A 14,142-nucleotide genomic window follows, 5' to 3' on the forward strand; every position below is an offset into this window, starting at 1 on the left:
ATCAGTAGGAAAAAATTACAGGTAGCCAGGCAGCGGTTTATTGCCGAAGAAGATCGCGCCGGCGTTCTGGTAGGTCATATCGCCCATGAAGGCGTGCTGGGTAATGACTTGGGTGTCGTTGACGAAACGCGACAGCGGACTGGTGCGGTATACCCCGCTCATGCCCGACAGCATTTGCGCGGTGCGCGCGACATCGGCCGCGACGCGCGTGGCGTGAGTCGAGGACAAGCGCAGCATATTGGTCTGCTCGACACTCACCGGGTCGCCGGCCAGAACGCTGGTCCAGGCATCGTCGATGGACTGGTAGAACCACGAACGTGCAGCGCGCAGCGACGCTTCGGCCTTGGCCATCTCGACCTGGGCCAGCGGCCGATCGGACAACGATGGAGCACCGGTCACGGAGATTCGGCCACTGGCCATGCCGCTCAACTCATCAAGTGCCGCGCGGGCAACGCCCAGGCCGACCACGGACAACACCTGCGTGGCAAACGACAGTGACGGATAGCGGAAGAACGGCTCGTCAAGATTCGATGGACCGCCGCGAACGAAGGTCCACTCCTCCGGCACCACCACGCCTTCGACGACGACGTCATGGCTGCCGGTGCCGACCAGGCCGACGACGTTCCAGGTTTCCTCGATCCGGACCTTTTCCCGAGGCATCACCGCCAGCCGTGGCAGGCCGAGCATCTCGCCGTTTTTCGGGCTGATGCCGACGCCGATCAGCGACGCGCCCATGCAACCGCTGGAAAACTTCCAGCGCCCGTTGACCTCCAGGCCACCTTCAACAAACGACGCAGGCTGCGGAGGGAAGATCCCGCCGGCGAACACAACGTCAGGCGAGTCGGCATAGATTTTCTTGATGGTTTCCAGTGGCAGCGCTGCCAGGTAAACCGGGCTCATGCCGAAGCTGGCGACCCAACCGGCGGAGCCATCAGCGATGGAGATATCTTCCACCATCTGGCAAAACTCGGCCGGCGAACGCTCGTCTCCGCCGAAGCGTTTTGGCACCAGCGCCCGATAGACACCGAGCTTGCGGAACTGCTCGATAACGTCCTGCGAGATGAATTTTTGTTGGTCGAATTCTTCGTTCCGAGCACGCGCACGAATCTCGACCAGCAGTTTCTGAAACGCTTCATTCGCCGTGATCGGCACGCAGCGCTGGTGATTCAGCTCGCTTGGCGCAGTCATGGGTTTCTCCATAGTAAGCATCACGATTACTCTTCCAGGCGCCGGACCAATTCGCGGGCGACTGCGCACAGCAGTTCGTCCGCGCCGTGGGCGGCAATGAGTTGAAGGCCGACCGGAAGCCCCGAAGCACTTTCCAGAGGAATGCTCAGAGCCGGATGACCGGAAAGGTTGAAAGCGCGCACCAGGGATGTCATGCCCAGGGCAGCGCGAGTGTCGGCCGCATCGGCGACCAGCAAGGGAAAGTCGGGCATGGTCGGCATGGCCAGAATCGGCGTGATGGCCAAGGCTGCGTCCACTTCTGCGATAAACGCGCGGCGGATGATTTCGGCCTCTTCAACGGACTCGGCCGAGGTCAGACTGGCGGCGCGCAGACGGTCGGCGACATCGTTGCCAACCCGACCGGTTTGCAGAAGATGACCACACGCAGCCCAGGTTTCGGCGTTGATGATCACCATGCCGGCGCCATACGCTGCGGCCATGCCAGGCAGCGTTTGCTCAAGCAGCTTGAAGCGCGAACGACCCAGCGCCTGGTTCACCACCGAATGGATCTGTTCGTTGGCCTCTACCGCGACAACGCCGATAGCAAGATGCTCAGGCACCGGGACGGAAGTGAACGTGGGATCAATGACGCGCATCGCTTCAATCAAGCGATCGATATCCAGTGCCAGAGGGCCTACGCAATCAAGGGTACTGCGCGCAGGCATCACACCCTGACGGCTGACACGACCGAAGGTTGGCTTGAGACCGAATACACCACAGCACGCCGCTGGAATCCGTACCGAACCGCCGGTATCGGTGCCGAGCGCAAAGTCGCAAAGGCCTGCCGCCACCGCAGCTGCCGAACCACTGGAAGAGCCGCCCGGTATATAGCCCGGATAACGCGGATTGGACGCCGTGCCGGTCCACGCGTTGAGGCCGGTGGTGCCGAATGCCAATTCATGCAGGCTGGTTTTACCAGTGATCTGGCAACCCGCCTTCAGAACAGACTGAACCACGTGTGCATGTTCGCCGGCCGCCGGCGCATCGGCCAGGGCGCTGCTTGAAGCGCGGGTCGGATAGCCGGCGATGTCGATGGTGTCTTTCACCATGACCGAAAGGCCATTCCCTCCCAAGGCTAAATCCTCAACAACGATCGACATGCTCTTTACCTGCTCGTTATGTGTCACCAGAACGGATGACCTCGGCACCATGGCCGTGGAAAACGCTTAAATCTAAAATCGTAATATTTACGTGAAATGTCAATTGAATTTTACCAAATAAAAGAGTGTGTATTTTCGGTGCAGATTTTCCTTTTCCGCACCAACGACGTGCAGTTTGGTAACACTGCCGCCAAAACGAAAAAACACCGTTATTTGATATTATTTCTTTATAAATCAATATTTTATGAATTCATCACAAACAAAATGCAGCGAAACATTTGGAAAAATGTTGAGCAGGAGGCTCTCTGGAATGGCAATCAGTAAAAAATAAATCAGCCGAAAAACGGCAGTTAAAAACAGTCTAAAAAATCACTGTTTTTTGAGTTTTTTGTCAGCTGGTTTTTGGCCATTCGAGGGCTTCCTTGATCCAGATCAAAGCCTTGTTTGATATGGCGTGCTGCGGGTTTTTCCCGCCCGTCAAATGCCCCTCTGCCGGTCCTTCGGATCACCTTGGCCGGACCGCCTCGAAGCGTTCGCATCAGGCATCGCAGTAACGGCTTTCTGCCATGCACTGAAAAATTTCTGGCATGCAATCTGCTTTTGCCCTCTTCGCCTTCGACCGATCACTCATGGTCGAGCGGCACCCTGATGGCTCGGTAACAGACCTGGGGTGCCGCCGCAGTTCGATAACTAAAACAGGGCCGTACCTTGGGCCGTACTCGCACCACGTCGTGGTCGGGGCGGCTGGCCATTAGCCTTTTGCAGCGTTGCAACTCTTCGGAGAAAGTCATGCTTTTCAGAAAAGCCGTGTCCACGTTGTTGTTGAGTGCCGCCTGCGCCGCCGCTGCGCAGGCGGATGTGAAAGTCGGTGTCATTACCTCCTCCACCGGGCCGATCGCACTGGTCGGGCTACCACAGAAAAACACCGTGCCGTTGCTGCCGACCCAGGCCGGCGACCAGGTGGTGAAGTACATTTCTCTGGATGATGCGAGCGACCCGACCGCTACGGTGAAGGCGCTGAAGAAGCTGATCGACGAAGAAAATGTCGATGCCATCATCGGCCCGAGCGGCTCGCCCAACGCCATGGGCGTGATCCAGTTTGTCGCCGAGGCAGGCGTGCCATTGCTGGCACCGGTGGGTACCGCTGCGGTGGTACTACCGATGACCGAACAGAAGAAATGGGTATTCAAGACCACGCAGAACGATGACCTGATCGCCAAGGCGCTGTTCGAACACATGGCCAAGAAAGGCGTGAAGACCCTCGGCTTCATCGGCACCGGCGACCCTTATGGCGAGAACTGGGCCAAAGTCATGGCCGGTCTGGCAGCGCAGCAGAACATCAAGGTCGTGGCCAACGAGCGCTTCCAGCGCCAGGACACCTCGGTCACCGGGCAGAGCCTGAAAATTCTCGCCACCCGCCCCGATGCCGTGCTGGTCGCAGCGCCGGGCAGTTCGGCGGTGATGCCGCAGACCACCCTGTTCGATCAAGGCTATCGCGGCCAGGTCTACCAGACCCACGGCGCGGCGCTGCAAGACTTCCTCAAGTTGGGCGGCAAGAAGGTCGAGGGCACCATTCTGGCGGCCAGCCTGATGCTGGTACTGGATGAAATCCCCGACAGCCATCCTTCGAAGAAAATCGCCAGCGACTACACCACGGCCTACGAAAAGCTCAACGGCAGCAAGCCGGCGACCTTCGGCGGGAACACCTTCGATGCCGGTCTGCTGCTGCAGCAGGCGATTCCGATTGCAGCCAAAAAAGCAGCACCGGGCACGCCTGAATTTCGTGCGGCCCTGCGTGATGCGCTTGAGCAAAGCCACGAACTGGCCGGCACCCAAGGCGTTTACAACATGACGCCGCAGGACCACAGCGGCTTCGACGAGCGCGGGCGCGAATTGATCGTGGTGAAGAACGGCAACTGGATGTTGTTGCACGACAACTGATCGAAACCCGGGCGCACAACCACTGCGCGTCCTGCCCGCTTGCCGGCGAGCCAACCTGCGCCGGCAAGCGGGCCTGATATTCAATCTGTAGAAAAGAGCTCTCATTATGAATTTCCAGATAGCCATGCTGCTGGGCCAGGACGGCATGACCAACGGCGCGATCTATGCGCTGTTGGCCTTGTCGATCCTCCTGGTGTTCACCGTGACCCGGATCCTGTTGATCCCCCAGGGTGAATTCGTGACCTACGGCGCCTTGACCATGGCCACGTTGCAGAGCGGTCACCCGACTGCTCTGGTCTGGCTGCTGCTCGGCCTGACGCTGATCGACTGCGCTCTCGATGTCTGGGGCGCGGCACGTTCAAGCCAGGCCTTTCGGTTCCCCGTGCGCATTCTCTTCAAGCTGGGCTATGCCGGCCTGCTGGCAGTGCTGATCAACACCTTGCCGTTGGCCGAATTGCCGATGGCAGTCCAGGCCTTGTTGACGCTGGCGCTGGTGGTTCCGCTGGGGCCGCAAATCTACCGACTGGTGTTCCAGCCGATCGCCTCGGCCAGCTCACTGGTCTTGCTGATTGTGTCGATCGCCGTGCACGTGAGCATGGTCGGTATCGCCCTGTTGCTGTTCGGTCCCGAAGGCGCACGCACGCAACCATTCTCCGAAGCCGGCCTGGAGCTGGGTCCGGTCACGTTCAACAGCCAGACACTCTGGGTGTTGGCCGTGTCCCTGGGGCTGATCGTCGGACTGTATCTGTTCTTCGAGCGCACGCTGTATGGCAAAGCCCTGCGTGCCACCGCGGTTAACCGCATGGGGGCGAGGCTGATGGGCATCTCGCCGACCCTCGCCGGCAAGTCGACCTTCCTGCTCGCAGCGCTGATCGGCACGCTGTCGGGGATCCTGATCGCCCCGATCACCACCCTGTATTTCGACTCTGGTTTTGTCATCAGCCTCAAAGGCTTTGTCGGCGCGATCATCGGCGGACTGGTGAGCTATCCGGTCGCCGCACTCGGCGCCCTGGCGGTGGGCTTGATCGAAGCCTTCTCGATGTTCTGGGCCAGTACCTACAAAGAGATCATCGTGTTCACACTGATTATTCCGTTCCTGCTGTGGCGTTCGTTCACCAGTCGTCATGTGGAGGAAGAAGAATGAATTCGCGCTATCTGTTGCTTGCCCTGTTGCTGGTGGTGGGCGTTGCGCCGCTGCTGTTGCCGCCGTACTACGTCACCCTGCTCAATTACATCGGCATGTACGCCATGGTCGTCTTGGGGCTGGTGCTGCTCACGGGTGTCGGCGGCATGACCAGTTTCGGTCAGGCCGCGTTCGTCGGGCTGGGGGCCTACACTTCTGCCTACCTGACCACCACCGAGCAATTGCCAGCCTGGCTGGCGTGGGCCGGGACGTCACCGTGGCTGACGCTGCTGGTGGGTGTGGCGCTCACTGCGTCAGTGGCACTGATCCTCGGTGCCCTGACGCTCAAGTTGTCTGGGCATTACCTGCCGCTGGGAACAATTGCCTGGGGCCTTTCGCTGTACTACCTGTTTGGCACGCTGGAATCCCTGGGCGGCCATACCGGCGTCGGCGGCTTGCCATCGATTTCGTTGTTCGGCCTGAAACTGGATAAGGGCGAAAACATTTTCTACCTGATCTGGGCCCTGCTGCTACTGGCGATCGTCATCACCCAGAACCTCCTGAATTCTCGCGAAGGCCGCGCCATTCGCGCACTCAAGGGCGGTCAGGTCATGGCCGAGTCGATGGGGGTCAACACCTTCCGCTCGAAGATGGTGATCTTCGTCATCTCTGCGGTGTTCGCAGCCATTTCCGGCTGGCTTTATGCGCACACCCAACGCTTCGTCAACCCGACACCCTTCGGCCTGAACATGGGCATCGATTACCTGTTCATGGCCCTGATCGGCGGGGTCGGCAGCGTGTGGGGCGCCCTGCTCGGCGCGGGCATCCTGACCCTGCTCAAGCAATGGCTGCAGGACTGGTTGCCGCACTTGCTGGGTAACACCGGCAACTACGAAATCATCGTATTCGGCATCCTGATCGTGGTGCTTATGCAGCGTGCACCGGGTGGTCTTTGGCCTTTGCTGACGCGCCTGATACCGGTCCGCTTCAGGGTCCGCGCCAAGGTCCGGAATGTCGACGCCAAAGCGGCACCCCTGCCCCGTCGGCAACTGCCCGAACATGGCGAGCTGATCCTTGAAGCGCGCAATGTGACCAAGCGCTTCGGCGGACTGGTGGCCAACAACGACATGAGCCTGGAAATCCGCTCAGGTGAAATCCTCGCGCTGATCGGCCCCAACGGTGCCGGCAAAAGCACCATGTTCAACCAGCTCTCCGGCGTCGATACACCGAGCAGCGGCGAAGTGCTGTTCATGGGTCAAAAGATCAACGGGCTGAACTCGCGGCAAGTCGCGCGCATGGGTATGAGCCGCACCTTTCAGCACGTGAAACTGCTGGGCAACATGAGTGTGTTGGAGAACGTCGCCATTGGCGCGCATTTGCGTGGCCAGCAAGGTGTGCTGTCGGCGGCTCTGCACCTGGATCGTCGCGAGGAAGCCGAACTGCTCGGCGAAGCCCGGCGTCAGCTGGAACGTGTAGGCCTGGGCGATTACTTGTATGAAGAGGCCGGGAGCCTGGCACTCGGCCAACAGCGGATTCTGGAAATCGCCCGCGCCTTGTGCGCCGATCCTTGCCTGCTGCTGCTCGACGAACCCGCCGCTGGCCTGCGCCTGAAAGAAAAGGAAGCCCTTGGCATTCTGCTCAGCCGCCTGCGCTCCGAAGGCATGGCGATTCTGCTGGTCGAGCACGACATGGACTTCGTCATGGGCCTGGTCGATCGCGTGGTGGTCATGGAGTTCGGTCAACGGATCGCCCAGGGCCTGCCCGAAGATGTACAGAAGGATCCGGCCGTGCTGGAAGCCTATCTGGGAGGAGTTGAATGATGAACATGCAAGTGGAACCGCACCTCGCACCGCGCAACCAGGTTGACGACGCCGTGCTGGAGATCAAAGGCCTGAGTGTGGCCTACGGCAAGGTTGAAGCGCTGAGCGACGCCAGCCTGACCGTCGGCAAGGGTCAGATTGTGACGGTGATCGGCCCCAACGGCGCCGGCAAAACCACCCTGCTCTCGGCCATCATGGGCGTGCTTGGCTCCCGGGGTCAGGTGCATTTCGACGGCAGCCTGGAAACCTTGCCGGAAGTGGAAGTGATGGTCTCGCGGGGCCTGGGCCTGGTGCCGGAAAAACGCGAATTGTTCACCAGCATGAGCGTGGCCGACAACTTGCTGCTCGGCGCTTTTCAACGCCATCGCCGGGGCGACCGTCGCTACAGCGAAACGCTTGGCGAAATCTATGAACTGTTCCCGCGCCTGTGGGAACGCCGCGAGCAATTGGCGGCGACGTTGTCCGGCGGTGAACGGCAGATGCTCGCCGTGGGCCGGGCGCTGATGGCCAAGCCCAAGCTGCTGATGCTCGACGAGCCAAGCCTGGGCCTGGCGCCGCTGATTACCCGGGAGATCTTCCGCATCATTACGGCGCTGCGGGAGCAAGGGGTATCGATCCTGCTGGTCGAGCAGAACGCGCGTGCCGCCCTGCGGGTGGCCGATTACGCCTATGTGCTGGAAACCGGCCAGATCGCCATGCAGGGCCCGGCGCAGCAACTGGCTGATGACCCCCGCGTGATCGAAGCCTATCTCGGGCTGGCCAGCAAGCACCAGGAAATGCTCGCCAACTGACCACCGCCCTGCCCCGACGCCCTTAACGGCGCCGGGGCCGGCCTTCCCAGGCTCTTCTGAACATCCGGAGTCACGATGAACGCTTCCCCCTTGCGCATCGGCATCGCCGGCGCCGGTGCCATCGGCTGCACCCTCGCAGCCCGTCTCGCGGGTAACGGCCATACGGTCAACGTACTGGCCCGAGGTGAAACCCTGACCGCCATCCGCCGTGACGGCATCCACTTGTCCGATCTGGACGGTCATCATCATGTGCAAGTCGAGGCCAGCGACGACGCTGCGAGCCTTGGCGAGCAAGACCTGATATTCCTCTGCACCAAGGCACAAGCGCTGGCCAGCCTGCTGCCGCAACTGCAACCGATGATCGGCGCCGAGACGGTGGTGATCCCGGTGATCAACGGCGTGCCGTGGTGGTACTTCCACGGTGAAGGTGGACGCTACGACGGGCAACGGGTGAACGCGGTTGATCCGCAGTCGACGCTCAACCAGGCCCTGGACCTGCGCCACGTGATCGGCTGCGTGGTGTTCATCACCGCGCACTGCCCGGCTAACGCCGTGGCTGAATCGAACACCCCGCACCTGATGATTTTCGGTGAGCCTGACAACCGCCTCAGCCCCCGCCTGGAGCGCGTGCGCGCATTGATCGAAAGTGTCGGTATCGAAGCACGGGCCACCGACCGCATCCGCGACAATCTGTGGACCAAGATCATCGCCAACCTCACCTCCAACCCGCTCTCAGTGATTACCGGCGCGACGCTTGATCAGCTTTACAGCCTGCCGGAGTTACGCGACCTGGTCAGCAGTTGCCTGCACGAAGCCTTGCTGACGGCCGCCGCATACGGCGCGCGCGTAAGCATCGATCCACGGACCTTTCTCGAACTCGGCGCCGGCATGGGTGCCGTGCGCACGTCGATGCTGCAGGACTATGAGAAAGGTCGCCCTCTGGAGTTGGCCGCCATCGGCGACGCCGTGCTGGAGTTGGCCGATGGCATGGCGATCCCGATGCCCGTTACTCGACACCTCATTGCCCTGGCACGCTTTCGCGGCGAACAGGCCCGTCACTGAATCACTACGACAAGGACTCCGACATGGACCACACCCCAATGACAAAACCGCAGGCGTACAGCGACGAAGAATGGGCACTGCGCGTGCAACTTGCGCACTGCTACCACCTGGTGGATTTCTTCGGCTGGACCGAGACGATCTTCAACCATATTTCCGCACGCCTGCCCGGCCCGGCGCACCATTATCTGGTCAACCCGTTCGGCCTCAATTACACCGAAGTGACACCGCAAAACCTGCTCAAGGTCGACCTGCACGGCAAAAAGCTCGAGGACTCGCCCTATGACGGCAACCCTGCCGGTTTCGCCCTGCACAGCGCGGTGCACGGCGCCCGTTCGGACATTCAGTGCCTGATCCATACGCACACCACGCCGATTTCGGCCATCGTCATGAAGAAGGCCGGTTTTGCCCATAACGACTTTTACGGCGCACAACTCTACGGACGGATCGGTTACCACACCTTCGAAGGCATCACGCTGTTCGATGACGAAAAAGCACGGATGATCGACAGCCTTGGCGACAAGCACATCCTGGTGCTGCGCAATCACGGCATTGCCGTCGGCGAAAGCAGCATTGCCAAGGCGTTCTTCCTGCTGTGGACCGTGCAGCGCGCCGCCGAAATCCAGTGCCAGGCCGGCGCTCTCGGCGGTGAGGACAATCCGCTGCCTGAAGCGATCAGCCAGAAGTGTGCCGAACTCACGGCCATGCTCATTCGGGACAGCGGCTTCGCTGTGAAATTTTTCGACGCCATGGTTCGCAAAATGCGCGCCGAGCGCGGCCAATGCTGGTAATCGCGGGAGCGTTCAGTGGCTAAGTCAAAGGAATACACGCCGTCGGCCATCGTGGCGGCGCAGCCGGAAATACCGATCTCGCGCCTGGATACTCGCGGCCACCTGATGGCCTGCAACGATGCCTATGTGGCGCTCAGCGGTTACGCCCGAGAGGAGCTGCTGAACCAGCCGCACGAGCTGATCAATCATCCGCTGATGCCCAAGCGAGTGATTGATCGTATGTGGGAGACCTTGCGCAGCGGTGTGCCCTGGACAGCGCCCATGATGGGTCGCGATAAACAGGGCACGACGTTCTGGTGCAATCTCTATGTGGTACCACTGCTGGAGGGCGGTCAGCTGAATGCGCTGGGCACGGCATATCACCCGATGGACACCGCCCAAAGCCTGCGAGCGGAAAAACTCTATCGACGCTTGAATGACGGTCACGGCCCGCTGACTTTTGCCCGCCGCATGCAGGAACACGCCAGCAGCCAGGGTATCGCCTGGTTAGTGGGACTTGGCGTCACGGGCGCAATGGCTGTTGGACAGATCGACCTGGCACCGGGCCTGCTGGTGCTCGGCGGAGTCCTCGCCGCGAGCTGGCAATGGCGAGCCAGACAACAGGCGGACGTCCGCCGGATCATGGCCCGGCACGATCAGGTCTACAGCGACGCCTTGCTCGCCCCGCTTCAGGAGGGCAGCGCCAGCCTCGCCAGCCGTTTTGACATGGCCCTCAATAGCCAGAACACACGGATGCGCACGGTCATGGCGCGTATCCGGATCAACGGCGAGACCGTGCGTCAACGCGCGCAAGAATCGTCGACATTGGTGCAGACCCAGTCCGGGCACTTGCAACGACAACTCGAAGAAGCCGAGCAGTCCGCCGCGGCCGTCCATCAAATGAGCGCCACGATCCAGGAACTGTCGCGCAACCTGCAACACGCGGCCGAAGCTACCCAAGCCGTCGATCGCCTGGCTCGCGATGGTGACCGGATGTCCGGGCAAAGCCAGCGCTCGATGACCGGCCTGTGCACCTCGGTCGAGGAAATTGGCCAGGCCGTCAGCCGCCTTGCGGAATCGATCGAATCCATCAGCGGCGTCGCGCATGTGATTCGCAGCATTGCCGAGCAGACCAATTTGCTGGCGCTGAACGCGGCCATCGAAGCGGCCCGCGCCGGCGAGACCGGACGCGGTTTCGCAGTGGTCGCCGATGAAGTACGCAGCCTCGCAACCCGCACCCGCGAATCCACTGAACAAATCCAACGTTCGATCGAGCAGTTGCGTGACGGCAGCGCCCTCGCCCTCGCCACCGCGCAACGCGGCGAATCGGCCGCGCGGGAATCACGCGAAGACGTATCGCAAGTCCAAACCGCATTGCGGCGCATCTGCGAGGAAGTCGGACAGATCTCCGGCATGAGCTTGCAAATGGCCTCGGCCATCGAACAGCAAGGTCAAGTCGCGCAAGAGATCAATGGGCAGATTTCCCAGATCGTGAACCTGGCGCAAACCAGCAGCGATCAGTCCCGACGCAGCACCCAGATTGGCGAGGAGCTGCATCAACTGGCCAACTCCCAACTCGACCTGGCCCAGCGCTTTCTACAGGGCTGAGCGATTCATCCTCCGCATCAGGCCTGACGTCGCAGGGTCTCGGAAGGCAGACAGCCGTACTGTTTGCGGTACTGCATGGCGAAATGACCGAAACTGGCAACCCCGTGACGCAAGAGGATATCCGTCACGCTGTCGGTCGGTCCGGCCTGTTGCAGGGCTACGTGAACCAACGCCAGCCGACGTGTGCGGACATAGTCGCTTGGGGTTTGCTGAAGAAAGCGCGTGAAGCCATTTTGCAAGGTGCGGATCGACACGTCGCAGAACTGCGCCAGGCTCGCCAGCGCAATCGGTTCGGCCAGGTGCTGTTCGATGTAGTCACGGGCCTTCTTGACGTGGTGGGGCATTGGTTGGCGCTGGTCTTGCAACAGATCGACCGAATAATTGTGCGGCAACTGGGTCAGCAGCACCGACAGCAGATAGTCCGACAGGCTCACACCCATGGTCGAGATCAGCAGCGCCTGGCGGGTGTCGCCATAGAGCTGGCAGATGTAATCCAGGGTGGTCCTTACCGTCGCCATGCCCTGATGCTCGGCGTCGACCTGAATGTCGAACACCAACGGCTGACGTAAACGCCGGTTGAGCAACACTTGCAGTTGACGCTCGAGGGCTTGGCGATCGACGCGCAAAATCAGGTTGCGGCAGTCCTTGTCGATACGGATGGAACTGCGCTCGGAAGGCGAAGAAATGGTCAGCCCGCCCTTGCGCAAAATCGCACTCTGCTTGCCCAGGCTGACCATACCGCTGCCTTCCAGAGTGACCCGAATCAGGTAGTAGTCACTGATATCGCCAGCGTCGATTTCCACCGGTGCACCGTAGTGCAGATCGAACAACGCCGAGCTGCCGAAAAACACGCCGTACAGCTGCGATTGAAGGGCCCCGCCCTGCTGCATTTTCATCTGGTGGGGCCACAGATAGTGACTGACCCGATCCTTGACCTCACCAAACCCGCCGGAACTCAGAAGGCAATGATGACGGAGCGAAGAATGTTGATCGAACATGCTGAAGCACCTCCAGAAAATGACACCGTTGCCCGCAGGCACATCGATAATTTAGTGGAAATGGAAAGCAATTTTCACGCCACGCAAACGCTTTCTGCGCGCCCGGAACAGCCTCTGCGCCTGGTGCATAGAGTCAAGGCAAACAAGGGCTTAAAAAGGTCCTGCAACACACACATGCCAAGCCATTGGCAACCTGGAACCGCACAACAAAACCAATAAACGCACCAGGGCAAGGCGCTCGGGTAACGACGGCGTCACCAATACACCCAACTGCAAACCGCTGCCGCCGACTGACTGATTGCCAACCCTGAAGGGGCCAAACAGCATGACCAGCAAAACACCGACCGAGGTCACCCGTAAAAGCTATGCCTACGAATGGTATGTCGTTGCCGTTTGCATGCTGGCCTATATTTTTTCGTTCATTGATCGTCAAATCCTGGCGTTGATGATCGAGCCGATCAAACACGACATGCAGCTATCCGACACCCAGTTCAGCCTGTTGCACGGCCTGGCTTTCTCCCTGTTCTATGCCTTCATGGGCATGCCCATCGCGCTGCTGGCGGACAAATTTTCCCGCCCGAAAATCATCGCCATCGGCATTGCGTTCTGGAGCCTGGCGACAGCCCTGTGCGGGGTGAGCAAAAACTTCCTGCAGATGTTTATGGCGCGCATCGGCGTCGGGATTGGTGAAGCGGCGCTGTCGCCGGCCACCTATTCGATGCTCAGCGATATGTTCCCCCGGGAAAAACTCGGGCGCGCCGTGGCGATCTACTCGATCGGCTCATTCATCGGTGGCGGCGTGGCCTTTCTGATTGGCGGCTACGTCATCGACTTGCTGAAGAACCTCGACAGTGTCGCGGTACCCCTGCTAGGCGAAATGCGGCCATGGCAAGTGACGTTTTTTCTGGTGGGACTGCCGGGCATTCTCGTTGCCCTGCTGATTGCCCTGACCATTCGCGACCCGGCTCGCAAGGGCTTGAAGCTGGATGCGGAGGGAAAGGTCCATGCGCCCAGCATGAAGCAGGCATTCAAGTTCCTGGCAGAGCACCGCAAGACCTTTTTCTGCCACTACTTGGGGTTTTCGTTCTACGCGATGACGCTGTTCTGCATGCTTAGCTGGACCCCGGCCTTCTATATGCGCAAATTCGGCCTCGCCCCCAGCGATACCGGCTACATGCTCGGGATCGTGGTGCTGCTGGCCAATACCAGTGGCGTGTTTTGTGGCGGTTGGCTGATCGACTGGCTGGCGAAAAAAGGCTACAGCGATGCGCCGATCCGTGCGGGAGTCATCGGGGCAATCGGCATGGCCGTGCCCGCCATCGCGTTCACCCAGGTCAGCGAACTGTGGATGTCCGTGGCGTTGCTGGCACCGGCGATGTTCTTCGCTTCGTTCCCAATGCCGGCCTCGACCGCGGCCATGCAAATCCTGCCGCCGAATCAGATGCGAGCGCAGATCAGCGCGCTGTTCCTGCTGATTTCCAATCTGATCGGCCTGGGTCTTGGTACCACGCTGGTCGCGCTGCTCACCGACCGGTTATTCCACAATCCGGCCATGGTCGGCTCATCGATTTCCCTGCTCAATGCCTTCGCCGTCGCACTCACCCTGCTCTTGCTGATCAAGGGGTGCCGTCACTTCCGTGAGAGCCTCAAACACGAAGGCCTGGCCTGACGTCCTTACCGGAGGCACGCTACGGCGTGTCTGCTG

At 60.5% G+C, this 14,142-nt stretch carries 12 protein-coding genes; 9 read left to right on the plus strand and 3 right to left on the minus strand.

All coding sequences use genetic code 11. The annotated features are described in order from the left end of the window. Positions 1-15 precede the first annotated feature (15 nt). Positions 16-1,188 (minus strand): acyl-CoA dehydrogenase family protein, encoded by a 1,173-nt coding sequence (locus tag Q7W83_RS11440; protein WP_150632640.1) that lies wholly within the window; start codon positions 1,186-1,188, stop codon positions 16-18. A gap of 26 nt (positions 1,189-1,214) precedes the next feature. Then, a complete protein-coding gene (locus tag Q7W83_RS11445) occupies positions 1,215-2,327 on the minus strand; it encodes an amidase (RefSeq protein WP_150632641.1) in 1,113 nt (370 codons plus the stop codon). A gap of 789 nt (positions 2,328-3,116) precedes the next feature. Between Q7W83_RS11445 and Q7W83_RS11450 the strand changes: the two genes are divergently transcribed. From Q7W83_RS11450 to Q7W83_RS11480, 7 genes are all read left to right on the plus strand, one after another. Continuing rightward, positions 3,117-4,268: an ABC transporter substrate-binding protein gene (locus Q7W83_RS11450; protein ID WP_150632642.1), complete on the plus strand. Its 1,152-nt coding sequence runs from the start codon at positions 3,117-3,119 to the stop codon at positions 4,266-4,268. 106 nt (positions 4,269-4,374) lie between these two features. Then, entirely contained in the window at positions 4,375-5,412 is a 1,038-nt protein-coding gene (locus tag Q7W83_RS11455; protein ID WP_150632643.1) for a branched-chain amino acid ABC transporter permease, read from the plus strand. After that, on the plus strand, positions 5,409-7,211 hold the full coding sequence (locus tag Q7W83_RS11460; protein ID WP_150632644.1) for a branched-chain amino acid ABC transporter ATP-binding protein/permease: 1,803 nt from the start codon (positions 5,409-5,411) through the stop codon (positions 7,209-7,211). Before Q7W83_RS11455 ends, Q7W83_RS11460 begins: the two co-directional genes overlap by 4 nt. Then, entirely contained in the window at positions 7,208-8,002 is a 795-nt protein-coding gene (locus Q7W83_RS11465; RefSeq protein WP_178082315.1) for an ABC transporter ATP-binding protein, read from the plus strand. The genes Q7W83_RS11460 and Q7W83_RS11465 overlap by 4 nt, the downstream gene beginning before the upstream one ends. A gap of 75 nt (positions 8,003-8,077) precedes the next feature. Beyond that, entirely contained in the window at positions 8,078-9,064 is a 987-nt protein-coding gene (locus Q7W83_RS11470) for a ketopantoate reductase family protein (RefSeq protein WP_150639523.1), read from the plus strand. Between the two features lie 23 nt (positions 9,065-9,087). Beyond that, a complete protein-coding gene (locus tag Q7W83_RS11475) occupies positions 9,088-9,852 on the plus strand; it encodes a class II aldolase/adducin family protein (protein WP_150632646.1) in 765 nt (254 codons plus the stop codon). Positions 9,853-9,867: 15 nt separating this feature from the next. Further along, complete coding sequence (locus tag Q7W83_RS11480) at positions 9,868-11,439, plus strand: methyl-accepting chemotaxis protein (RefSeq protein ID WP_473656072.1); 1,572 nt, start codon at positions 9,868-9,870, stop codon at positions 11,437-11,439. A 17-nt stretch (positions 11,440-11,456) separates the two neighbouring features. Here Q7W83_RS11480 and Q7W83_RS11485 read toward each other — a convergent pair whose 3' ends face one another. After that, positions 11,457-12,437 (minus strand): cupin domain-containing protein, encoded by a 981-nt coding sequence (locus Q7W83_RS11485; protein ID WP_458377275.1) that lies wholly within the window; start codon positions 12,435-12,437, stop codon positions 11,457-11,459. Between Q7W83_RS11485 and Q7W83_RS11490 the strand changes: the two genes are divergently transcribed. Continuing rightward, complete coding sequence (locus Q7W83_RS11490) at positions 12,423-12,656, plus strand: hypothetical protein (protein WP_150632648.1); 234 nt, start codon at positions 12,423-12,425, stop codon at positions 12,654-12,656. The genes Q7W83_RS11485 and Q7W83_RS11490 overlap by 15 nt on opposite strands. Positions 12,657-12,762: 106 nt before the next feature. Further along, positions 12,763-14,106, plus strand: a complete 1,344-nt coding sequence (locus tag Q7W83_RS11495) for a spinster family MFS transporter (protein ID WP_473656073.1) — start codon at positions 12,763-12,765, stop codon at positions 14,104-14,106. Positions 14,107-14,142: the final 36 nt, after the last annotated feature.

It is taken from the genome of Pseudomonas sp. 300 (assembly GCF_055803035.1).